General features: G+C 67.5%; 21 protein-coding genes. 12 read left to right on the top strand and 9 right to left on the bottom strand.

Annotated features, from left to right (window positions below):
* Positions 1–98: 98 nt before the first annotated feature.
* Positions 99–2,198, bottom strand: a complete 2,100-nt coding sequence (locus AC1RRR_RS25045) for a S46 family peptidase (protein WP_492817235.1) — start codon at positions 2,196–2,198, stop codon at positions 99–101.
* A 159-nt stretch (positions 2,199–2,357) separates the two neighbouring features.
* On the opposite strand from AC1RRR_RS25045, the gene AC1RRR_RS25040 reads away from it, so the two are divergent.
* The 6 genes from AC1RRR_RS25040 to AC1RRR_RS25015 all read left to right on the top strand — a co-directional run bounded on the left by AC1RRR_RS25040 (position 2,358) and on the right by AC1RRR_RS25015 (position 9,328).
* Complete coding sequence (locus AC1RRR_RS25040; protein ID WP_492817233.1) at positions 2,358–3,554, top strand: ABC transporter permease; 1,197 nt, start codon at positions 2,358–2,360, stop codon at positions 3,552–3,554.
* Complete coding sequence (locus AC1RRR_RS25035; protein ID WP_492817231.1) at positions 3,551–4,303, top strand: ABC transporter ATP-binding protein; 753 nt, start codon at positions 3,551–3,553, stop codon at positions 4,301–4,303. Before AC1RRR_RS25040 ends, AC1RRR_RS25035 begins: the two co-directional genes overlap by 4 nt.
* 21 nt (positions 4,304–4,324) lie before the next feature.
* A complete protein-coding gene (locus tag AC1RRR_RS25030) occupies positions 4,325–5,332 on the top strand; it encodes an HlyD family secretion protein (protein ID WP_492817229.1) in 1,008 nt (335 codons plus the stop codon).
* A 233-nt stretch (positions 5,333–5,565) separates the two neighbouring features.
* A complete protein-coding gene (locus AC1RRR_RS25025; protein ID WP_492817227.1) occupies positions 5,566–6,243 on the top strand; it encodes a hypothetical protein in 678 nt (225 codons plus the stop codon).
* A 669-nt stretch (positions 6,244–6,912) separates the two neighbouring features.
* The gene (locus AC1RRR_RS25020; protein ID WP_295110298.1) at positions 6,913–7,818 is read left to right on the top strand and encodes an SDR family NAD(P)-dependent oxidoreductase; all 906 of its coding nucleotides are present in this window, start codon (positions 6,913–6,915) and stop codon (positions 7,816–7,818) included.
* A 211-nt stretch (positions 7,819–8,029) separates the two neighbouring features.
* Positions 8,030–9,328, top strand: coding sequence for an outer membrane protein transport protein (locus AC1RRR_RS25015; protein ID WP_492817225.1), 1,299 nt, complete (start codon positions 8,030–8,032; stop codon positions 9,326–9,328).
* A 58-nt stretch (positions 9,329–9,386) separates the two neighbouring features.
* Here AC1RRR_RS25015 and AC1RRR_RS25010 read toward each other — a convergent pair whose 3' ends face one another.
* From AC1RRR_RS25010 to AC1RRR_RS25000, 3 genes are read right to left on the bottom strand one after another with little or no spacing between them, the layout of a single operon-like run.
* The gene (locus tag AC1RRR_RS25010) at positions 9,387–10,487 is read right to left on the bottom strand and encodes an Mrp/NBP35 family ATP-binding protein (RefSeq protein WP_492817223.1); all 1,101 of its coding nucleotides are present in this window, start codon (positions 10,485–10,487) and stop codon (positions 9,387–9,389) included.
* Between the two features lie 60 nt (positions 10,488–10,547).
* Positions 10,548–11,048: a group I truncated hemoglobin gene (locus tag AC1RRR_RS25005; RefSeq protein WP_492817221.1), complete on the bottom strand. Its 501-nt coding sequence runs from the start codon at positions 11,046–11,048 to the stop codon at positions 10,548–10,550.
* Positions 11,049–11,061: 13 nt separating this feature from the next.
* Positions 11,062–11,940 carry a DUF3034 family protein gene (locus AC1RRR_RS25000; protein ID WP_492817219.1) on the bottom strand — a complete coding sequence of 293 codons (879 nt, stop codon included), beginning with the start codon at positions 11,938–11,940 and terminating at the stop codon, positions 11,062–11,064.
* Positions 11,941–12,117: 177 nt separating this feature from the next.
* Between AC1RRR_RS25000 and AC1RRR_RS24995 the strand changes: the two genes are divergently transcribed.
* Positions 12,118–12,735, top strand: a complete 618-nt coding sequence (locus AC1RRR_RS24995; RefSeq protein WP_492817217.1) for a cupredoxin domain-containing protein — start codon at positions 12,118–12,120, stop codon at positions 12,733–12,735.
* Positions 12,736–12,742: 7 nt separating this feature from the next.
* Positions 12,743–15,085, top strand: coding sequence for a putative bifunctional diguanylate cyclase/phosphodiesterase (locus tag AC1RRR_RS24990; RefSeq protein ID WP_492817215.1), 2,343 nt, complete (start codon positions 12,743–12,745; stop codon positions 15,083–15,085).
* On the opposite strand, the gene AC1RRR_RS24985 is transcribed toward AC1RRR_RS24990, so the two are convergent.
* Genes AC1RRR_RS24985 through serB form a run of 3 tightly spaced genes read right to left on the bottom strand, consistent with a single transcriptional unit; the run spans position 15,082 to position 17,326 of the window.
* Complete coding sequence (locus AC1RRR_RS24985; protein ID WP_492817213.1) at positions 15,082–15,741, bottom strand: hypothetical protein; 660 nt, start codon at positions 15,739–15,741, stop codon at positions 15,082–15,084. The genes AC1RRR_RS24990 and AC1RRR_RS24985 overlap by 4 nt on opposite strands.
* Positions 15,742–15,785: 44 nt before the next feature.
* On the bottom strand, positions 15,786–16,451 hold the full coding sequence (locus tag AC1RRR_RS24980; RefSeq protein ID WP_492817211.1) for an HAD family hydrolase: 666 nt from the start codon (positions 16,449–16,451) through the stop codon (positions 15,786–15,788).
* Positions 16,448–17,326, bottom strand: a complete 879-nt coding sequence (gene serB / locus AC1RRR_RS24975; RefSeq protein WP_492817209.1) for a phosphoserine phosphatase SerB — start codon at positions 17,324–17,326, stop codon at positions 16,448–16,450. Before serB ends, AC1RRR_RS24980 begins: the two co-directional genes overlap by 4 nt.
* Here serB and miaA point away from each other — a divergent pair.
* Positions 17,307–18,200: a tRNA (adenosine(37)-N6)-dimethylallyltransferase MiaA gene (gene miaA / locus AC1RRR_RS24970; protein WP_492817207.1), complete on the top strand. Its 894-nt coding sequence runs from the start codon at positions 17,307–17,309 to the stop codon at positions 18,198–18,200. The two genes, serB and miaA, sit on opposite strands and share 20 nt — an antisense overlap.
* Here miaA and AC1RRR_RS24965 read toward each other — a convergent pair.
* Positions 18,187–18,708: a hypothetical protein gene (locus tag AC1RRR_RS24965; RefSeq protein ID WP_492817205.1), complete on the bottom strand. Its 522-nt coding sequence runs from the start codon at positions 18,706–18,708 to the stop codon at positions 18,187–18,189. The genes miaA and AC1RRR_RS24965 overlap by 14 nt on opposite strands.
* Positions 18,709–18,825: 117 nt before the next feature.
* On the opposite strand from AC1RRR_RS24965, the gene AC1RRR_RS24960 reads away from it, so the two are divergent.
* Positions 18,826–19,326 (top strand): CinA family protein, encoded by a 501-nt coding sequence (locus AC1RRR_RS24960; protein WP_492817203.1) that lies wholly within the window; start codon positions 18,826–18,828, stop codon positions 19,324–19,326.
* Here the strand turns inward: AC1RRR_RS24960 and AC1RRR_RS24955 are convergent.
* Positions 19,323–20,390 (bottom strand): serine hydrolase domain-containing protein, encoded by a 1,068-nt coding sequence (locus AC1RRR_RS24955; RefSeq protein ID WP_492817201.1) that lies wholly within the window; start codon positions 20,388–20,390, stop codon positions 19,323–19,325. The two genes, AC1RRR_RS24960 and AC1RRR_RS24955, sit on opposite strands and share 4 nt — an antisense overlap.
* Positions 20,391–20,563: 173 nt before the next feature.
* On the opposite strand from AC1RRR_RS24955, the gene AC1RRR_RS24950 reads away from it, so the two are divergent.
* A complete protein-coding gene (locus tag AC1RRR_RS24950; protein WP_024265762.1) occupies positions 20,564–20,611 on the top strand; it encodes a hypothetical protein in 48 nt (15 codons plus the stop codon).
* A 113-nt stretch (positions 20,612–20,724) separates the two neighbouring features.
* The gene (locus AC1RRR_RS24945; RefSeq protein WP_492817199.1) at positions 20,725–22,530 is read left to right on the top strand and encodes an acetolactate synthase 3 large subunit; all 1,806 of its coding nucleotides are present in this window, start codon (positions 20,725–20,727) and stop codon (positions 22,528–22,530) included.
* Positions 22,531–22,668 lie beyond the last annotated feature (138 nt).

Genomic DNA, 22,668 nt, shown 5'->3' with positions numbered 1-22,668 from the left:
TCGCTCTCCCTTTGTTGAAGCGCCGAAAGGTCGACGCCCCCGAAGAGGAGCTAGAAGTGTTCCAGCTTGCCGCGTGTTGCGGGCGTGAAACGAAGCGCTCAGCGCCCCGTCAGCTCGGCGACCAGATCGCCGCGCTCATAGACCTTGTCCAGCGCCTGGAGGATCGCCGGACCTGACAGCGAAACGGTTCGGTTCCGGGTCCCGTCGTAACCGTAGGCCCCGCCCAGCGAGGGCAGGTTGCCGTCGAACGCCACGCCGATCAGCCGTCCCTTGGCGTCCAGCACCGGCGAGCCGGAATTGCCGCCGACGATGTCGTTGGTGCTGGTGAAGTTGAAGACGGTGTCCAGCTTCAGCCTGTCCTTGGCCTCCAGCCAGCGCGGCGCGGCGGCGAAGGGCTCGGCGCCGGTCACCCGGTCGTAGAAACCGGCGAAGGTCGTCGTGGCCGAGATCGCCCTGCCCCGCTCTTCCCAGCCCGCGACCTGGCCGTAGGACAGGCGCAGCGAGAACGTCGCGTCCGGATAGACGCTGTCGCCCAGCACGGCGAAGCGGGCCTTGGCGACCTTCTCGGCGGCGATGTCGACCGGTCCCGAGACCCGGGTCTCGTAGGCCGCGCGGGCCTCGCGGGCGATCGGATCGGTGCGCAGGATGAAGCGGACCAGCGGATCTTCCGAGGCCTGCACCGCCGCCAGGCCGCCCTTCCACAGGGCCATGCGCGTCTCGGGGTCGGAGAGCTCGGTCTTGGCCAGGGCCTCGGCGATCTGCTCGGGGCTCTCGCGGCCCAGCAGCGCCTTCACCGGCGCGGAGTCTACGCCCAGGGCCTCGCGGGTCTTGAGCAGCCAGTGCTCCAGATAGATCCGCTCCAGCGCCGGATCGCCCATCGGCGCGTCGGCCAGCTTGCGTTCGATCAGGGCCAGGCGCGCGTCGACATATTCGGGCAGGCGCTCGGCGTCGGGCTTCTCGCGTTCCAGGGCCCCGCGCACCAGCAGGCGGGCGTAATAGTACAGTTCCGAACCGACGCCGGCGTTGTACTCCAGCATCCGCCACGGCGTGAACAGCTCGGCGGCCGCATGCTGGGCGTCGGCGATCTCGTTCCAGGCGCCGCCGGTCTCGGCCGCCAGCGCGGGATCGGCGGCGACCTTGGCGCGTAGAACGTCCTCATCGGCGCGCTTGGCGTCCATGAAGGCCTTGTCGTTCAGCGCCAATTGCTTGCCCACACCCAGCTTGTAGCTGTTCTGCACCCAGGCCAGGGCCTGGCTGACGATGCGGGCCCCGTCGGAGCCTTGCCGGCCGAACTGGATCAAGCGCCCGCGCACCTCGGCCCGCTGCAGCTGGGTGAGCGGCAGGACGAGGTCGCGCTGGGTCTCCAGCTGGGCCACGGTGAGCTGCCGCTCCGTCGAGCCCGGATTGCCGACGACGAAGGTCGGCTCGCCCTCGACCGGCGGCGCATCGCGCCAGCTCAGATGGTCCCGCGTCGCGGCCGGCTTGCCGTCGACATAGAGCCGCACGAAGGCGACATCGAACGCGTAGCGCGGGAAGTTGAAATTGTCGGGATCGCCGCCGAACGCCGACGCGGCGATCTCGGGCGCGAAGACCAGCCGCACGTCGTTGTAGCGGCGGTACTTGTAGACCTTGTACTGCCCGCCCCGGAAGAAGCCGATCGCCTGGCAGCGCAGGGCCTGGTCCATGCCGCAGGCCGCCAGCTCGGCCACCGCCATCGTCGCCTCGCGAGTCCGCACGAAGTCGCGGCCGGTCTTGCCGACCACGGCGGCCCGCACCTGGTCCGTGACGTCGAGGATGGTCAGCAGCACCTCGGCCTGGACGCCGGCGCACTTGCGCGCCTCGTCGCGGCCGTCGGTCAAGAAGCCGTCCTTGGCGTAGTCCTCGCCCTCGCCGGCGGACAGCACCTGGGCGCAGTCGGCGACGCAGTGGCTGTTGGTGATCGCCAGCCCCTGGCCGCTGACTAGGCCCGCCGAGCAGCCATTGGTCAGCCGCACCGCCGAGGCCTGGGCGGCGTCCAGCCAGCTCTGGTCCAGGGTCACGCCGGTGGCCGTCTTGATGCGCTCGACCGGGATCTTGTCGAAGGTCCACATGCCCTCGTCGGCCCGCGCGGATACTGTCGCGGCGAACGCCAGCGCCAGGCCGGAAGCCGCGCGAAGGCCAAAAGCCAGGACGGTGAGGGGCGCATCGTTTTTCTGCACTGGAGATGTCGTTAGCCCCGACAACGGCGCCCAGCCAGCCCGTTCCGCTCACCGCGCGAATATTTCACACCGGAAATGCGCCTTACCCCGATTTAACTTGGCCGGTCAGCGATCGACGGTCATTGCTGCAACCAACGGTTTGGGGGAGCAAGAGTCGGAATGTCGTTGGCCTTGGCCACTCTTCTCTACGAGTGGCGACGTTACATGGCGGCCGTCGTCGCCCTGGCCTTTTCGGGCCTGCTCATCTTGGCCCAGGTCGGCATCTTCGTCGGCATCGGCAAAGGCTTTACCGCCCAGATCGACCGCGCCCGCGCCGACATCATGGTGCTGGGCCCGGGCGCCAAGGCCCTGTTCGGCGGCCCCTCTGGCCTGCCGCGCCGCATGATCCCGCTGGTCTACAGCCATCCCGAGGTCACCCAGGTCGCCCCGCTGGACGGCTCTGGCGGCCGTTTCCAGAACATTCTCTCCCCTGAGGAGCAGGCCAAGGAAGAAGCCCGCGCCAAGCGCGCGGGCAAGGGCAAGCCTGGCGGCTCGGCCCGCAAGAGCGAGTTCGTCAACGTCACGGTGATCGACGCCATCCCCGGCTACGTGACCGTGCCCACCGACTACACCCAGTCGATGATCGAGGCCCTGCGCCGCCCCTACGCCATCGCGGTCGACGAGACGGCCCTCAAGCGCCTGGGCGTCAAGAAGGGCGACAAGGCCCTCTACAACGGCAAGACCGTCTATGTCGCCGTCGTCACCAAGGGCTATCCCAACATCATCCAGCCGACCCTGGTCATGTCGCGCGACACCCTGCGGATGCTGGGCGAGGCCGACACCGGCCAGCGCGTCGGCCCGCTGATGGTCGAGATCCAGGACCCCTCGCGCGCCGAGATCGTCGTGGCCCAGCTGAACAAGAAGGCCGACGGCAAGTTCCGCGCCTGGACCCGCCAGGAACTGGCCGACGCCAATTCCGGGGCCATGCTGGACGACCAGATCATCGGCATCATCCTGGGCTTCTCGGCGTTCCTGGGCCTGCTGATCGGCGTGATCATCACCTGGCAGACCCTGCGCGGCGCGATCATGGCCAACATCAAGGAGTTCGCCAGCCTGCGCGCTCTGGGCGTGTCGATGGGCGACCTGCGCAACATCGTCATGGAGCTGTCCTTCTGGGTCGGCATCGTCGGCGTGGTGGCGGCGGGCCTGCTGACCTGGCTGGTGTCGCTGATCGCGGTGGCCGGCGGCGTACCGATGTACTTCCCGCCGACCCTGATCATCATCGTCGCCGTCTTCCTGGTGATCATCGCCATGGTGTCGGGCTTCCTGTCGCTGGGCATCCTCAAGAACAGCCAACCTGCGGATCTTCTGCGATGAGCGGGACCAACAACGCCCACAAGCGCGGCGAGACCGCCCTCGAGGCCAAGGGCATCGTCAAGCGGTTCAAGACCGGCCGCACCTTCATCGAGGTGCTCAAGGGCGTGGACTTCGACGCCAAGCACGGCGACGTGACCATGGTCATGGGCCCGTCCGGCTCGGGCAAGTCGACCCTGGTCGCCGCCCTGTCGGGCCTGCTCAAGCCCGATGAGGGCCACGTCTCGGCTCTGGAGGCCGACGACCTGTGGTCGCTGTCGCGCGGCAAGATCGACAAGTTCCGCCTCGACCACTGCGGCTTCATCTTCCAGGGCTTCAACCTGTTCCCGGCCCTGTCGGCCAAGCAGCAGGTGATGACGGCGCTGAAGTACCAGGGCGTCGGCAAGGGTGAGGCCGCGCGCCGCGCCCAGGCGGCGCTGGAGTCGGTGGGCCTGGGGAACCGCGTCAACCAGCGCCCCTCGGAACTGTCGGGCGGCGAGAAGCAGCGCGTGGCCATCGCCCGCGCCCTGGCCAAGAACCCCAACCTGCTGTTCGCCGACGAGCCGACCTCGGCCCTGGACGGCGAGAACGGCCAGATCGTCATCCGCCTGCTGCGCGAGGCCGCCTCGGTCCGCGGCGCGGCGGTGATCTGCGTGACCCACGACCCGCGGCTCGAGGCCTATGCCGACCGCGTCATCCACATCGAAGACGGCCGGATCCTAGACGACGTGCGCCGCACGCCCGACGCCAATCCCGCGCCGCTCAGCCACTGATTTCCCGGGGGAAGTAAGACCATGCCCGCGTTCCTGCGCCGACCCGCCTTCTACATCGTCCTCGTCGTGGCGCTCGTGCTCGGCGGCGGCTTCTTCTACATGAAGGGCCAGGCGGCCGAGAAAAAGAAGAAGCTCGAAGCCGCCGCCGCCCAGGAGGAGCCCTCCCCCTACGCCGCCATCGCCCAGGGCAAGGCCGACGTCGAGGGCGGCGTGATCCAGGTGGCCGCGCGCCGCCAGGGCATCGTCCGCGAGGTCTATGTCCAGGAAGGCGACATCGTGAAGATGGGCCAGCCGCTGGCCAAGCAGGAGGACGACGACGTCCGCCTGGCCTCGCAGACCGCCGCCGCCGCCCTGGCCTCGGCGCGCGCCCAGCTGACGCTGTTCCAGGTGCAGCTGCGCACGGCCCAGCGCGAATATAACCGCCTGCAGAACCTGTCGGCCTCGAACTTCGTCGCCGGCCAGCGCCTGGACGCCGCCCGCGACCAGATCGCCTCGGCCCAGGCCAATATCGGCGCCCAGCAGGCCGCCATCGGCGTGGCCTCGGCCCAGGTCGCCCAGGCCCAGTACAATCAGGAACTGACGATCATCCGCGCCCCGGCCGACGGCCGCATCGCCCGCCGCCAGGCCAATCCGGGCGCCGGCGCCTCGACCTTGAACGTCACGGCCATGTTCGACCTCGAGCCCAACACCCAGCGCATCGCCCGCGCCGAGATCGTCGAGGCCGACATCCCCAACGTGAAGATCGGCCAGGAGGTCGAGATCCAGCCGGAAGGCAATCCGGACCTGACCTACACCGGCAAGGTCCTGCGCCGCGCCGCCGTCTTCGGCGCCCGCAAACTGGCCTCCGACGACCCCAGCCAACGCAGCGACGAACGCGTCGTCGAGGTGGTGGTCAGCGCGGATGGCGCTCCGCTGCTGGTGGGTCAACGGGTGCTGGTGAAGTTCATGAAGCCTGGCCAGAAGGCTGGCGTGAAGCGGGATAAGCCGGCGCAGCCGGTGGCTGGCGGGATGACGAAGAAGAAGGTTTAGGTTGAAGGGCAGAGAGCGGGCGACACCGTCCGCTTTCGACCCGCTACGGGCCTCGGCTTGCTCCTCCACGATCGGCGCATGGCTGAAGTCATCTATCTTCGTCGCGCTAATCATCCGCAGATGACCATGGAAGACATTTTCGCCAGCTCGCACGACCTATTGCAAAGTGCAGGGGTCACATCGAGGAAATCGCCTCTATCCTCGAAGGCATATTCAACGACGACTGGGCACGGTTGATCAAGGAGAGTGATCCCGATACCGGCGAGACAGTTGTTCGGGTCGAGTTCGGAACCCCCGTGCCCATCCGCGCCGCTACCAGGGTATTTAACGTAGTTACAGAGCTTCGATCCGCCCTAGACCATGCTGTATACGCTGCCACTGTGGCGCTAACTTCGCGCGCTGACCCCGGAAAAGCGAAGTTTCCTTTTGGCGACACGGCAGCGCAATTCGAGCATGACTTCATGGCTGGGTCCGACCATGTCCCCCCTGAGGTGTTCAAGGTCATTTTCGATCTCAAACCTTACGAGGCAGGGAATCGCGCCCTCTGGAGTTTGAACAAGCTGCGGAACGTCAAAGACCATCGACGATTGATCATCCCCGCTCCGTCCGCTCGGGTCATGGACGTGGTGAGCGGCGAAGATGTCGACTTTGGCGACGCCCCCATCAAGATTTCCAGAAGGGCTAGCCCAGACAATCGCTATGAGATTGCTCGGATATCCCGCGCGGCGAAAGGCAACCTCAAGATAGGTCTCCTTCTTCACGTAGCGTTTGGCGAAGTCTCGGCAGTCAAGGGGCAGGACCCCTTCGGTTACCTCATCATGGCCCACAGTGAGGTGAGCAAGGCCGTCTCGGCGATTGAGGAAGCGACCGTAGGGGCTCTCGATCAGCGCAGAAATCACCCAACCATCTGATGCGCTCGCATCATCGGTCGGTTCAGGTTGCTTTGGGAAGTATATAACTCCCTCATTAGAGAGAGGGGATTGGCGAGCGCCTCTCCTCGGCGTTCGCGATCTCGAACTCAGCAAAATCAACCCCTTCTCACTTTTACACCTCCCTCAATCCCCCGCCCTAAAAACCCCCGCACAATGCTTCCACCTCGTCGCGAGGAAAGGGCGCGTTGGCCAGCGACTGAACGTGGCGGCGGGGGGCGGTCGAGCGGTGGAGGTCCGAGGGGGATACTCGGACGGTCCGGGGACCTGGTTTCGCTGCCAGGCCCGCCCGTCGTCGGCGTGGTCGAAGGTGAAGGGGTGTGTCTTAGCCATTTTTGGCTCGCCTTCTTCGACCGCTGGGATCTTCCGGAAACGGATGAGCCCGGGTCCCGGTAAGGCCTGAACAGGGCCACCTGACGGGAGGCTGGCGGATAACGATCGCGCGGAGCGTCTGGCTTCGTCGAAACGGTAATCAACACTCACACCTCCGGACGCTGTCCGGCGCTCCGCGTCCCTTTCCCACGCCTTCAGCGGCCCGCCGCGTGAAGTCGAACGATCGTGCGCGCGGCGAAGGATGGCTCCCCTTGACCTCCCCTCTCCCGCGCCGCACAAACGGCGCAAACCAAACACGCGTTTGAGGAGACGACGGGCATGACGGACATCCGCTTCGACGGCAAGGTGGCGATCGTGACGGGGGCCGGTGGCGGTCTGGGCCGGCAGCATGCCCTGGAGCTGGCCCGGCGGGGCGCCAAGGTCGTGGTCAACGACCTGGGCGGCAGCGTCGACGGCTCGGGCGGTTCGTCCGAAGCGGCCCAGAAGGTCGTGGCCGAGATCGAGGCGTTCGGCGGCGAGGCCATCGCCCACGGCGCCTCGGTGACCGACGACGCTGGTGTCGCGGACATGGTCAAGACGACCATGGACAAGTGGGGCCGCATCGACATCCTGATCGCCAACGCCGGCATCCTGCGCGACAAGACCCTGACCAAGATGGAGCTGGCCGACTTCGAGCTGGTCATGCAGGTGCACGTGTTCGGCACCTTCAAGCCGATCAAGGCGGTCTGGGACATCATGAAGGCCCAGAACTACGGCCGCATCGTCGTGACGACCTCGTCGTCGGGCATGTACGGCAACTTCGGCCAGAGCAACTACGGCGCGGCCAAGATGGCGGTGCTGGGCCTGATGAACACCCTCAAGCTCGAGGGCGCCAAGAACGACGTGAAGATCAACGCCATCAGCCCGGTCGCCGCCACCCGCATGACCGAAGGCCTGATGCCGCCGGAAGTGCTGGCCAAGCTGGCTCCGGAATATGTCACGCCCGGCGTCGTGTACCTGGCTTCGGAAGAGGCCCCGACCGGCGCGATCCTGACCGCCGGCGCGGGCGCCTTCGCCCTGTCGCGCATCTTCGAGACCGAGGGCGTCTATCTGGGCGAAGGCGGTCTGTCGGCCGAGGAAGTCCGCGACAGCTGGGACAAGATCACCGCCGAGGACGGCCAGAAGGCCTACTTCAACGGCGGCGAGCAGGGCCAGAAGTTCTTCCGCAAGATGGCGGGTGGCTGACCCTAGGTAATGGGTCAGAATTCGGCCCATTTTGACAGAACAACGATTGATGCGGGGCCTTTGCGGCCCCGCTTCTTTAACAAAACCGACAAAATTGCTGTTCAGGACAATTTATAGCAACGCTATTTGAATGAGTACGTTAAAGGCGGCGCTCCTCGAGCGTCACCTGACGTTCGGCGGGCCTCTTCCTCCCCAAGAAGGTCGCTGTAAAATGTCTCTCTCGCGTAACAGCCTCGCCGCCGGCGTCGCTCTGCTGGCGCTCGCCGCCGCTACCCAGGCCTCCGCTTCGGCCTTCTACCTGCAGGAACAGTCGGTGCGCGGCACCGGTCGCGCCTATTCGGGCGAAGTCGCCGACAAGGGCGTCGGCAGCCTGTGGTGGAACCCCGCCGCCATCGCCGGCATCGAAAAGAGCGAAGCCGTCTTCGGCCTGAACATGATCCAGGTGAATTCGAAGGTCACCAACAACGGCTCGACGATCACCCGCCCGGTGCCCCCGGCCGGCGTGACCACCCCGATCGGCGGCGCGGGCATCGCCTACGACCCGATCAATGACGGCGTCGTGCCGAACGGCGGCGTCGCCTTCAAGATCAACGACAAGCTGTCGCTGGGCATCAATGTCGCCGCGCCGTACAACTTCACCACCGAGTACAACGCCGACAGCTGGACCCGCTACGATGCGCTGAAGTCGCACCTGCGCACGATCAATGTCGACGGTGTCGTGGCCTACAAGGTCAACGACCTGATCGACCTGGGCGTGGGCGTCACCGCCCTCTACGCCGACGCCGAGCTGACCAACGCCCTGCCCAACATCTCGCCGCTGCAGCCCGACGGTTCGCAGTCGCTGAAGGGTGACGGCTGGGCCTATGGCTACACGGTCGGCGCGCAGATCCACCCGTCGTCGGCCTTCACGATCGGCGCCAGCTATCGCTCCAAGATCGACCAGAAGCTGGACGGCACCGTGAAGGTCGCCGGCCTGCTGGCCCCGATCCCGGCCGCCAACAACTTCACCGTCGACGGCCAGGCCAAGATCACCCTGCCCTGGATCGCCAACCTGGGCGCCCGCTGGGCGGTGAACGACCAATGGACCCTGAACGCGTCGGTCAGCCGCGTGGGCTGGGGCGAGTTCGACGCCATCCGCGTCAGCTTCCCGGGCTCGGCGACGACCAACGTCCAGAACTACAAGGACGTGACCACCTACGCCGCCGGCGTCGACTACCAGGCCTCGCCGCGCCTGACCCTGCGGGCCGGCGTCCAGTTCGACCCGACCCCGACGCCGGACGTCGGCCGCACCGCTCGCGTGCCGGACGGCGACCGCATGATGTACGCCGCCGGCGCCACCTGGGCCGCGACCGACAACATCAAGCTGGACGCGGCAATCAGCTACATCAGCTTCGACGACACCAAGATCACCCGCGACGACCTGACGGCGACCAGCTCGACGGTCCGTCTGCGCGGCGACGTGACGGGCTCGGCCGTCGTGATGTCGCTGGGCTCGCGCTTCAGCTTCTAAGGCTGGCGCACCGCTGAAACGAGAAGCCCGCCCGGAGCGATCCGGGCGGGCTTTTTGCTTAGTGGCTGACGCTCTTCCACAGCGTCTTGGCCGCCGCGACGAACACTTCCGCCGCCTGGCCCTTGGGCTCGGAGATCACGGCCGGGACGCCCTGGTCGCCGCCGACGCGGACCGCGATCTCGATCGGCACGCGGCCCAGCAGCGGGGTCTTCAGGCGCTCGGCCTCGGCCACGCCGCCGCCTTCGCCGAAGATCGGGATCGGGGCGCCGGTCGAGGGATCGGCGAAGAAGGCCATGTTCTCAATCAGGCCCAGGATCGGGGTGGCGGTCTTCTCGAACATCGCCGCGGCGCGGCGGGCGTCGATCAGGGCGATCTCCTGAGGCGTGGTGACCAGCACGACGCCGTCGATGCGCAGCTTCTGAACCAGGGTCAGCTGGACGTCGCCGGTGCCGGGCGGCAGGTCGACGACCAGCACGTCCAGTGGCTGGGCTTCCGAACCCCAGGCCACGTCATGGATCATCTGGCGCACGGCCGATGAAGCCATCGGCCCGCGCCAGATCATCGCCTTGCCCTCGTCGACGATGAAGCCGATCGACATCAGCTTGACGCCATGGGCCTCGAGGGGCTGAAGCTTATTGTCTTCGAACAGCGGATCGCCATCGACCCCCATCATCTTGGGAGCCGACGGACCGTAGATGTCGGCGTCCAGCAGGCCGACGCGCAGGCCCATCCTGGCGAAGGCGACGGCCAGATTGGTCGAGACGGTGGACTTGCCCACCCCGCCCTTGCCCGAGGCCACGGCGATCACGTGCTTCACGTGGGTGGGCTTTTCGGCTTCCGGCGGCGGGACGACGCGGGCCTGCGGGTCCTCGGTGACCTTGGCGCCCTTGCGCACCCGGGTCGCGCCCTCGGCGGCCTGGGCGGTCAGCACGACCTGGGCCTGCTCGACGCCGGGCAGAGCAGCCAAGGCCTTCTCGGCGGCGTCACGGATCGGGGCGTAGGACGCGGCCTGGCTGGCCGGGACTTCCAGCATGAAGCCGGCGCGGCCGTTGCGGACAACGAGGCCCTGCACCAGCCCGGCGGCGACCAGCCCCTGCCCACTCGCCGGGTCGACGATACGGTCCAGCGCCACGCGGGCGTCGTCGAGGGTAGCGGTCACGGGGAGGCCTCCAGTCAGGAGGGCCTCATATCCGCGCGACCGCCAGTCATTTCAAGCGCCTTAGCGCTCGACGATGTCCTTCTGCTGCGGGGCCAGCTTGGCCAGCAGCTTGTTCTGCGCCGCGAACGGCACGCCTTCCTTGTCCATCGCGAACTGCAGGTTCTCGATCAGCGCGTTCATGTCGCGATTGGTCGTGCCCTGGTCCTTGTGGGACTCTTTCATGTCGCGGCCGGTGTAGTCGCAGCCGCCACCCAGGATGTAGCAGAACTGCTCCTTCAGGGTCCGCTTCAGGCGCACCTTGTCGGCGGCGGCGAAGAAGTCCTTGATCCGGGGATCGGCGAAGTTTCGCTCGACGAAGGTCTCGACGATGCGGTCGATGCCCGCCTTGCCGTGGAAGGCCTCGAACACCTTGGCGTCCGTCATCGGCGTGGCGCCGGCATTGGCGTTCGACTGCTTGTAGGCGTCGACCGGCTTCTCGCCGGGCGGCGTGGCGTCCTGGGCGAAGGCCGAGCCGGTGATGGCCAGGGCCGCGACGGTGGCGAGCACGAAGATCTTTTTCATCGGCGCGGTCCTCTTAGAAGCCGGCTTGCAGCGACAGGTAGAACCCGCGCTGGTTCTTGAAAGTGGCGATGTCGCCCAGGTCCACATAGGCCCCGGTCACCGACAGATGCTTGTTCACGGCATAGGCGACGAACAGGTCCTTCCAGTCGTCTTCCTTGGCGAAACCCAGGTTGCTGGGCTTGGTGCGGTACTCGGCCCCGACCACCAGGCGTTTGCTGAGCAGGTAGCCCGCTGAGCCTTCGAACTGCGGCTTGTAACTGTCGCCCTTGTCGCCGCCGAAGCCCAGCAGGCCCGACTGGTTGGCCTTGGTCAGGCGCACCGTGCCGTTCAGCACCAGCGACTTGTCGAGCAGCAGCTTGGTCGCCGCGACATAGAAATCGACGCCGCTGTCCTTCTTAGCGCCGACGGCGCGGACGATGGCGTCCTGGCTATTGTCCTTGTACTGCGCCCCGACGCTGACCTGCGGGATCCAGCTGTCCTGGGTGTAGACGGCGTCGCCCAGCACCCGGACCTTGGCGCCCAGCACCGTCTGCTTGAAGGTGAAACCCTTGCCCAGGCCGAGCTTGGCGCCCGTCGCGCCGGTGTCGAATTCCTGGCGCGCGGCCGACAGCTCGACGCGGTCGTGCCAGCCGACGGCGGCGCCGTAGGTGCGCAGGCTGTAGTCCTTGACGTCGACATAGGTCCCGTGGACCTCGCCGCCGACGCCGTGATTGGTCTCGCCCCCGGCGATCACGGCCCAGGTCGAAAGACCCCCGCCCGCGCTGCCCTCGACGGTGCTGACACCGTGGGTCAGCAACAGCTTGCCACCGGTCTCGATCTCGCCGGCCTGCGCGCCGGACGCGCAGACGCCCAGCAGGGTCGCGGCAAGCGCCGCGCTCGAAAGTCGCTTCATAGCCCCCTCCTAAAGAGAGCCGGCGACAAGCCCCACTCGAGCGCCGACGAGCGGGACCGTGACCGCGAAGCTTTTACAGAGGGTTTCCAAGTAAATGCCGGATACCCGAAACAGTGTCGCACCCCGTGTCGCACCCGTTAACGCGCATTTCACCCCGCCACAGCTAGAAAAGGGGCCATGAAACGTCTCGCTCTACTTCTGATGGCCATGCTTTGGGCGGCGCCAGCCATGGCGGGTGATTTCACCGTCACGGTGCGCGGCGTCGACGGCAAGCCCGTGCCCGACGCCGTGGTCATGGTCTATCCGAACGGCCAGCCGACCAAGGGTCCGATCAAGTTCCCCTGGCCCTACCGCGTGGCGCAGCAGAACATCCAGTTCACGCCGTTCATGCTGGTGGTCCCAGTCGGCGCGGACGTGGCGTTCCCCAACCTCGATAAGGTCCGCCACCACGTCTACTCGTTCTCGGCGGGCAACAAGTTCGAGATCAAGCTGTACGGCCACGAAGAGAACCGCACCGCCAAGATGAGCACGGTCGGCGTCGCCGCCATCGGCTGCAACATCCACGACCAGATGGTCGGCTTCATCCGCGTGGTCGACACCCAGTACGCCGGCAAGACCGACGCCAACGGCGTGGTGACGATCCAGGACGTCCCGGCCGGCGCCATCAAGGCCAGCGTCTGGCACCCGTACATGCGGGCCATGAAGAACGAAAAGACCCTCTCGACCGCCAGCGTCGGCGCCGGCGCGGCCCGCGAGCAGGTCTCGGTCGAGCTGCGCGCCCCGGCGGGGCGCTGAACCGCCGATGTTCAAGCGCCTGCAGACCAAGCTCACCGTCCTCTACGCCGGGCTGTTCGCCCTGGCGCTGAGCCTGGTGGCCGTGACGGTCTATGTGGCGATCGCCAAGAACGCCCAGCGGGCGGTGCGCGAAGAGATGGCCGCGTCGGGCACGGTGTTCGACCGCATCTGGGCCCTGCGCACCCAGCGCCTGCACGACGGCGCCGAACTCTTGTCGCGCGACTTCGGCTTCCGCGCCGCCGTCGCCACCCATGACCGTCCGACCGTGGAGTCGGCCGTCGCCAACCTGCGCCAGCGCCTGGGCCTGGACCTGGCCTTCACCGTCGGCGTCGACGGCGAGGTGGTCGGCGTGGATCCGGCCCGCCTGAACATCGAGAAGCTGTGGAGCGCCCTGGACGCCGAGGACGGCGCGCAAGGCGTCTTCGCCATCGACGGCAAGCCCTACCAGCTGATCTCGGCCCCCATCCTGTCGCCCACCCTGACCGGCTGGATCGTCTTCGCCGCCAAGCTGGACGAGCCGGAGATGCAGGCTCTGGAGACGCTGTCGGCCATCGGCCTGGACGCCCAAGTCTTCGACCAGCGCGGCGACCAGTGGGTCTCGGCCGACACCGGCCCCGCCAACAAGCCGCTGGCCGCCTTCGTGGCCAAGGCCATGCATGACAAGCTGCGCGCCCCGGCCCTGCTGCGCGGCGGCGCCGACAGCCTGGTGCTGGTCAAGCCGATCCGCACCCTGGACAAGACCTCCGGCGCGGCCCTCGTGCTGCGTTATCCCGTCGCCCAGGCCATGGCGCCCTACCAGCCGCTGATGGCCGCGGTGCTCGCCGTAGGCCTGATCGGCGCGGCCCTGGTCGCCGCCGCCAGCTGGGCGCTGTCGCGGGGCCTGGCCAAGCCCATCACCGCCCTGGACGTCGCCGCCAGCCGCCTGCGCGACGGCCAGGACGTCAGCGTCGAGGTCACCACCCAGGACGAGATCGGCCGCCTGGCCCAAAGCTTCAACCAGATGGCCTCCGAGATCCGCGAGCGCGAAGCGGAGATGATCCGCCAGGCGCTGCACGACGGCGAGACCGGCCTGCCCAACCGCCGCGCCCTGGAGCGCGCCATCCAGATGCGCCTGGCCGACCTCGAGCCCGGCGAACAGGTGGTGATCAGCGCCATCGGTTTCGACCGCTTCCCGCAGGTGCGCGCCGCCATCGGTTACGAGCTGGCCACCAAGCTGGTCGCCAAGCTGGGCCGCCGCGTCACCGAGACCGTTCCTGGCGTGATGGTCGGCCGCCTGACGACCTCGATCCTCTGCACCGTCTCGGCCACCAAGGACCTGGATGGCGTGCTGAGCCGCGCGGACGGCCTGCTGGCCGGCCTGGAGGCTCCGATCCTGATCGGCGGCGAACCGGTCGACGTCCACATCACCCACGGCCTCGCGGCCACGCAGGCCGATGGCGCGGACGCCGGCCGCCTGATCGAACGCGCCCTGATCGCCCTGGACCAGGCCCGCGCCGCCCACAAGAAGCTGATGGTGTTCGACCCCGTCGCCTATGGCGATCCGGCCGCGAACCTGTCTCTGATGAGCGAGATGCTGGAGGCCGTCCGCAAAGGCGAGCTCTATCTGAACCACCAGCCCAAGCTGGACCTGCGCAACGGCCGGATCACCGGCGTCGAGGCTCTGGCCCGCTGGAACCACCCGACCCGCGGCTTCATCCGCCCCGACCTGTTCGTCGGCATGGCCGAGGAGACCGGCCATATCCGCGCCCTGACCGACTATGTCCTGGGCCAGGCCATCGAGGACCAGGCCCGCCTGCGCAGCGCCGGCCACGACGTCCTGATGTCGGTCAACGTCTCAGGCCGCCTGATCGACGACCACGCCTTCGCCGAGCACGCCATCGCCCAGGTCGCCGCCTCGGGCGCCCGCCTGTGCTTCGAGATCACCGAGACGGCCGTGATCGGCAATCCCGACGTCGCCTTGTCGGTGCTGGACCGCCTGGCCGAGGCCGGCATCCCGGTGTCGATCGACGACTATGGCTCGGGCCTATCGTCCCTGGCCTATCTGAAGCAGATCCGCGCCGACGAACTGAAGATCGACAAGGCCTTCGTCATGACCCTGGAGGCCGGCGGCAAGGACGCCCTGCTGGTCAAGTCCACGGTCGACCTGGCCCACAGCCTGGGCATGAAGGTCACCGCCGAGGGCGTCGAAACCCGCGAGGGCCTGGCCGTCCTGCAACTGATGGGCTGCGACCTGGCCCAGGGCTACCACATCGCCAAGCCGATGGGCCTGGACAAGCTGGTCGACTTCCTGGGCGAGTGGTCGATCGAACTGCCGGCCGAAATCTCGGACGCCGAGAAGCGCCGCGCCTAGTTCGACTTCGGCGGCGCGTAGCACCTTTCCACATCGAAGAAGATGTCGGAGCCGCCGGACGGGCACTGCGGCCGGACTGACAGCGCGATGCGCGCATAGGCGGTCGCGTAGCGCCAAGGCGGTTCCGGACTGCCGCAGCCGGCAAGCGCATAGCGGGAACCCTTGGCGTCGAACGTCCCGACAACCATGCCGCCGCCGTGGCAGATGGGCGGCGGAGCCGGCGGCGCCTTGGCGTATCGCTTCATGTCCGCGACCCAGGTCTCGTACTTGGGAAACGCGTCCTCGGCCGCTTGCTCCTGGGCCATGAGGTCGCTCCACGCGGTGCTCGGAAGCTGGCCCGTCGCGACCACCGCGCCTTTCACGGCGACGGTCATCTCCACACGCCCGTCAGCCAGGCGCATGAACTCCATGCCGACCGGGCCGACAAATCCGTAGGCGTTTTCGTAGGCGATCTGGCGTCGCTCACCGCCCGCCAGCAGCGCCCGCTTGAGAGGCTGTAGACCCGAAGCCCCCAGGCGTTGCAGATGCCAGGACTCCGCCTTCGCGTGACCTTGCTCGAAAGCGCCGCGCGACAGATCCTGTCTCTGGGCCAGCGCGGACGCGGGGATCAGAGCCAGCGCGAGAACCAGGACCCTGAAGCGCACGCCATCCCCCATCGCGAACTCACCCTGTCAGCGAGCTGCTCAACCCGTGGAGGAGTCTAGACCGACGCCTTCAGCAGATCCAGCACGTGGTGCAGGCTGTCGGCGATGTGGACGCACTTGTCGTGCATCTCCTCGTTGGGATCGAGGATGTCGGGGACCATCACCGTCATCATGCCGGCCGCGTGGGCGGCGCGGACGCCGGGGTGGCTGTCTTCCAGCGCCAGGCAATGGGCCGGGTCGACGCCCAGGCGCTCGGCGGCCAGCAGATAGGGATCCGGGTTCGGCTTGTGCTTGGTCACGTCCTGGTGGGCGACCACCGCGTTGAAGCGGCTCAGCAGGTCAAAGCGCCCCAGATACTTCTCGACCGCGACCATGCCGTTCGAGGTGGCGATGCCGCGCGGAATGCCCAGGTCGTCCAGATAGTCCAGGATCTCGATGACCCCGGCCTTCAGCTTGGTCTCGGCCTCCAGCAGGTCCTCGACGTCGGCCCAGACCCGCTCGAAATAGGCCTGGACCGGGAACTCCTCGCCGTACAGCTCGCGCAGCATGACCCCACATTCGGGCGTCGTCTTGCCCACCATCGAGGCGTAGGTCTCGCCGGTGAATTGGACCCCGAACACCTGGCCCGCCTCGATCATGGCGGCGCGATAGACGATCTCGGTGTCCAGCAGCAGGCCGTCCATGTCGAACACGACGGCGTCTACCCGGCGGGGAAAGCTCACTTGTGGAAGTCCTCGGTCTTGTAGCCCTGGAAGTAGAGCAGCGTGGTCAGGTCGGTGTGGTCGACTTTCGCATCCGCCTGGGCGGCCACGATCGGCTTGGCGCGGTAGGCGACGCCCAGGCCCGCGGCCTCGATCATCGCCAGGTCGTTGGCGCCGTCGCCCACGGCCACGGCGTCCGCCGGGGTCACGCCCAGGTCCGCGGTCTCTTCGTTGAGGGCGGCCAGCTTGGCTTCCTTGCCCAGGATCGGATCGCCGACCTGGCCGGTCAGCGCGCCGTCCAGCTCGATCAGGGTGTTGGCGCGGTTCAGGTGGAACCCCGCCGCCTGCGCCACCCGGCTGGTGAAGAACGTGAAGCCGCCCGAGACCAGCGCGCAGCGTGCGCCGTGCTTGGCCATGGTGCGGACCAGGGTCTCGGCGCCGGGGTTCAGCCGGACGCGCTGGTCGTAGCAGCTCTGCAGCGCCTCGACGCCCAGGCCCTTCAGCATGCCGACCCGCTCGCGCAGGGCGCCTTCGAAGGCCAGCTCGCCGCGCATGGCGCGCTCGGTGATCTCGGAGACCTGCTCCTTGACGCCGGCGAAGTCGGCCAGTTCGTCCAGGCACTCGACGTTGATGATCGTCGAGTCCATGTCGGCGATCAGCAGGCGCTTCTTGCGGTTTTCGACAGGTTGGATCGCGAAGTCGACCGGCAGGTCCGCCAGCTCAGACTTCAGCGTCTCCAGGTCGCCGCCGTCGATGAAGAAGTCGGCGGCCAGGGGCCCCAACGCTTCACGACGGCTGGACAGCCTGGCTTCGACGCGCGACACGGCTTGTGCGTATGCGTCGGGGTTCGCCCCAACGATGGTGAGGACGGTCGGAATGGTGTTGAGTTCGGACATCGCGCCCCGCATCTGGCTGATCGCGGGGCCGACCGCAAGCGGCAAGTCGGCCTATGCGCTGGATTTGGCGCAGCGGATCGGCGGCGAGATCGTCAATGCCGACTCCATGCAGATCTATGCGGGCCTACGCGTGTTGACCGCCGGCCCCTCGCCGGAAGAGACCGCACGCGCCCCGCATCACCTGTTCGAAGTGGTCGACGCCGCCGTCGGCTGGTCGGTCGGCCGCTGGCAGGAGGCCGCCATCAAGGTGCTGGCCGAGATCGAGTCGCGCGGCAATCCGGCCATCATCGTCGGCGGCACCGGCCTCTATTTCCGCGCCCTGACCCACGGCCTGGCCGACGTGCCGCCGGTGTCCGAAACCCAGCGCGAGATCTCCGGCCTGCTCTACGCCGCCCGAGGCGAGGAAGAATTCCGCGAGATCCTGAAACCCCTCGACCCCGAGGCCGAGGCCCGCATCGAGAGCGGCGACCGCCAGCGCCTCGTCCGCGCCCACGCCGTGGCCATCGCCACCGGCAAGTCGCTGACCTCGTGGCAGACCGACACCAAGCCGGCCATCGCGCCGGGTGACTGGAAGGGCGTGGTGCTGGATCCGCCCCGCGCCGACCTCTACGCCCGCTGCGATGCGCGCCTGTCGGTGATGGTCGAGCACGGCGCCCTGGACGAGGTGGCGGCCATGGAGGCGCGCGGCCTGGACCCGTCCCTGCCCGCCCTCAAGGCCGTCGGCTATCGCGAGTTCGCCGCCCATCTGCGCGGCGAGACCACGCTGGAGCAGGCCCTGGACGCCGCCCGGCAGGAGACCCGCCGCTACGCCAAGCGCCAGTTGACCTGGTTCCGCAACCAGACGCCGGACTGGGAGAAGGTCAGCGTTCCGTGATCGTCACGCCGGTGCGGAGCAGTCGCGGCTTGATGGCCAGCTGGTAGTCTTCGTCAAACATCTGGTCCTTGATCCGATCCAGGGTCGCGATCACCCGATCCTCGGCGGCCGTCACCGGCTTGGCGAACACCTCGCAGGCCGTGCCGGCGGGCAGGTCGGCCTGGCCGTTCTCGATCGCCTGCAGCGGCTTGGTCGCGCCCTCCTCGCAGCCGAGGAAGCCCGAGATCGAATAGAAGCACAGGTCGCGCTGCAGGTAAGACTCGATGACCCAGGCGCACGGAATAGCCGATACGGTGACGCTCTCCGGAGTCGCCGGAATCGCGCCGGGCTTGGCGATGGTGCGCAGGAAGATCTGGTAGCGCACCACCACGTTCTCGGTCCGACTGCCCTTGGCCAAAGTCAGCGGCTTGGCCTTCTGCGCCACCGGGGCCAGCCGTTGCAGCTGCGGAGGCAGGGGCGCGGCGGGGGCGGTCGCGGCCGGCGGCGGCGGGACGTTTTGCAGCAGCACGAAGGTCTCCAAGGTTGAGCTTGGCCATGATGAGCACGCCCGCTCAATCTTGGCGATAGCCGCTGTTTGCAGGCCCGCGACTTGCGCCTATGGAGAGGTCAACACCAAGGAAGCCCGATGTCCGACCTCAACGCCCTCGCCGAACGCGTCGCCGCCGCCCTGATCGCTCGCGGCGAGACCGTCGCCATCGCCGAATCCTCGGCCGGCGGCCTGATCTCGGCGGCGCTGCTGGCCGTGCCGGGCGCGTCGAAGTTCTATGTCGGCGGCGCGGTCGTCTATACGGCCCGGGCGCGGCTGACGCTGATGGACATCCCGCAGAAGGCCATGGACGGCCTGCGGTCGGCCAGCGAGCCCTATGCCGTGATGCTGGCCCGCGTGGCCCGCAAGAACCTGAAGGCCAACTGGGCCCTGTCGGAGACCGGCGCGGCCGGTCCCGACGGCAACCGCTATGGCGACGCGCCTGGCCACTGCTGCTCGGCCGTGGTCGGCGAGGAGGTCTCGGTCAGCGCCACGCTGGAGACCGGCAGCGACCAGCGCCCTGCCAACATGCAGGCCTTCGCCGCTTTCGCGCTGGAGCAGCTGGCCCAAACCCTCGAGAAAGGGACGCTGGAGGCCTAGGCCACGGCGAACAGGCTGTAGGCGAACTCGTCCATCGCCTTCTGGGTGATGCTGGTATTGTTCAGCAGCACGACGGTGGTCTGGTCGTCGAAGCGATGGGCCAGCACCGAGCGATAGCCGGCCGTCCGTCCGGTCTCCCAGGCGAAGACGCGCGGGAAGCCATCGGCGAACAGGCTCTTCACCCGACCGCCCAGGGCGTAGTCCTGATCGGGCCAGCCCACGCTCAACAGCGCCTTCTTGCTGGTCGGCGACAGGAACGGGCCGTCGAAGACCGCGTGAGCAGCCTTCAGCAGGTCGCCCGCCGTGCTGACATAACCGCCGCTGGCCGCGAAGAACGGGAAGCGGTCGTTGGCCTGGCGGACCAGCGGCTCCAGCGTCCGGTATGAGATGGCGACGTCCGCCGGATCGACCGGCATGGTGTGGGTCAGGCCCAACGGCCCGGTCAGCAGCTCGGCCATCGCCTGCGCATAGGCCTTGCCGGTCACCGCCTCGACGATCGCGGTGATCAGGACCCAGTTGGTCAGGACGTAGTCGAACTTGGTCCCCGGCTCGAAGGCCAGGTCGCCCGAGCACCACAGCTTCACGGCCTGGGCCGTCGTGAAGCTCTTCTTGAATAGGTCCGGATCGGGGTTGGCCTTGGTCCAGGTCGCAAAGCCGTTTGGGATACCGCTGATGTTGGTCAGCAGGTGGCGCACCTTGACCTTGGCGCCCGTGTCGGCGCGGTAGTCGGGCAAATAGGTCGAGATCGGCGCGTCCAGGTCCAGCTTCCCCGCCTCGACCAGCTTCAGCAGCGCCGTCGAGGTCAGCCATTTGGAGATCGAGGCGATCGCATAGGGCGTGCCCAGCGCGGCGGGCTTCTTGGCCTCAATGTCGGCGAAGCCGATGGTCCGCGAGTAGATCGGCTTGCCGGCCTTGCCGATCAGCACCACGCCCTGGAACGGCTGGATACGGAGGAAAGCGTCGACCGCCTTGTCCGCCGCGCCCCCTGACAGCACCGTCGCCGATGCGTTTTCGACCAGACCCAGAGCAGCCGCTCCGGCCAAGAATTCACGCCGTCCGAACACTCAAACGCTCCTCGATTTCAGGAGCGCGACCGTGGCGGGGAAAACCTGCCCCTGTCACGTGAAGTTTCGGTAAGACCCACCGCCCGGGAAAGGCACAACCTTGCGGCAAACCGCGCCTTGACGCTCCGACTGGCGCATGTCATGACCCCTTTCGTAGCTTTGGAGCAAGACTCGTGCGCAAAACCATGATCGTACTTATGGAGCGGCCGTTCGCGGGGTGACCTAGAAGTCACGTCGTAGCTCGGTCGCGCGCGCAAAGGTCCTTCGGGACCTTTTTTCTTTTCCGCCTACCACCAGTCCAGCTTTCCGCCCCCTCCCTCACCGGACCCCTCCCATGACCGCCCACCAGACCATCGAGAGCAAGGCTCCCGCAGACACCGCAGATCGCGCCATGACCGGCGCCGAGATCGTGGTTCGCGGCCTCGTGGACCAGGGCGTTGAAGTCCTGTTCGGCTATCCGGGCGGCGCGGTCCTGCCGATCTATGACGCGCTGTTCCACGAGCCGCGCCTGCAGCACATCCTGGTGCGCCACGAGCAGGGCGCGACCCACGCCGCCGAAGGCTACGCCCGCAGCTCGGGCAAGCCTGGTGTCGTCCTGGTCACCTCGGGCCCGGGCGCGACCAACGCCATCACCGGCATCATGGACGCCCTGATGGACTCGATCCCGATGGTCGTCATCACCGGCCAGGTCCCCACGCACCTGATCGGCACAGACGCCTTCCAGGAAGCAGATACGGTCGGCATGACCCGCTCGTGCACCAAGCACAACTACCTGGTCAAAGACGTCCGCGACCTGCCGCAGATCATCCACGAGGCCTTCAAGATCGCCACCACCGGTCGTCCTGGCCCGGTGCTGATCGACATCCCCAAGGACGTCCAGTTCGCCAAGGGCGAGTACTACGGCCCCACCGAGGTCGCCTCGACCCACGCCTATGCGCCCAAGACCAAGGGCGACGCCAACCGCATCGCCGACGCGGCCAAGCTGATTGCCGGCGCCCGCCGCCCGATCTTCTACACCGGCGGCGGCGTCATCAACGCGGGTCCCAAGGCCAGCGAAGCGCTGCGCGAGTTCCAGGCCCTGACCGGCGCGCCGGTGACCTCGACCCTGATGGGCCTGGGCGCCTTCCCGGCGGCCGATCCGGCGTGGCTGGGCATGCTGGGCATGCACGGCACGTTCGAGGCCAACAACGCCATGCACGACTGCGACGTGATGATCTGCGTCGGGGCCCGCTTCGACGACCGCGTCACCGGCCGCCTGGACGCCTTCTCGCCGGGCAGCAAGAAGATCCACATCGATATCGACGCCTCGTCGATCAACAAGAACGTCCGCGTCGACCTGCCGATCGTCGGCGACGCTGGCTCGGTTCTGGAAGACCTAATCGCCGCCTGGAAGGCCGGCGGCCATCAGCCGAACAAGGCCGCCCTGACCGACTGGTGGGCCCAGATCGACCAGTGGCGCGCCCGCCAGTGCCTGAACTACCGGCGCTCGGAGACGGTCATCAAGCCGCAGTACGCCATCGAGCGCCTGTATGAGCTGACCAAGGACAAGGACGTCTACATCACGACCGAAGTCGGCCAGCACCAGATGTGGGCCGCGCAGTTCTTCCGCTTCGAGGAGCCGAACCGCTGGATGACCTCAGGCGGCCTGGGCACCATGGGCTACGGCCTGCCCGCCGCCCTGGGCGTGCAGCTGGCCCATCCTGGTTCGCTGGTCGTCGACATCGCCGGCGAAGCCTCGATCCAGATGTGCATCCAGGAGCTGTCGACCGCGATCCAGTTCGACCTGCCGGTCAAGATCTTCATCCTGAACAACGAATGGATGGGCATGGTCCGCCAGTGGCAGCAACTGCTGCACGGCGAGCGCTACAGCCACTCGTATTCGGACAGCCTGCCCGACTTCGTGAAGCTGGCCGAGGCCTATGGCGCCCACGGCATCCGCTGCTCGGACCCGGCCGAGCTGGACGGCAAGATCCTGGAGATGATCAACAGCGACAAGCCTGTGATCTTCGACTGCCGCGTCGAGAAGCACGAGAACTGCCTGCCGATGATCCCCTCGGGCAAGGCCCACAACGAGATGATCATGGGCGAGGTCGAGGACATCGGGAACGTGATCGGGGAGGATGGCGCGGGTCTGGTCTGATCCGCCGTGCGTCCTTCGAGGCCCTCCTGCGGAGGGCGCCTCAGGATGAGGAATGTGGGTGAAGGCTCGGTTTTTCCGCTTTTGTCATCCACCAACTCCCTCATCCTGAGGCGCCCGCGCAGCGGGCCTCGAAGGACG

It is taken from the genome of Caulobacter sp. GW821-FHT12D05 (assembly GCF_058807295.1).
The sequence above is the reverse complement of the archived record's forward strand: the minus strand, read 5'-3'. Positions and strand labels throughout refer to the sequence as shown.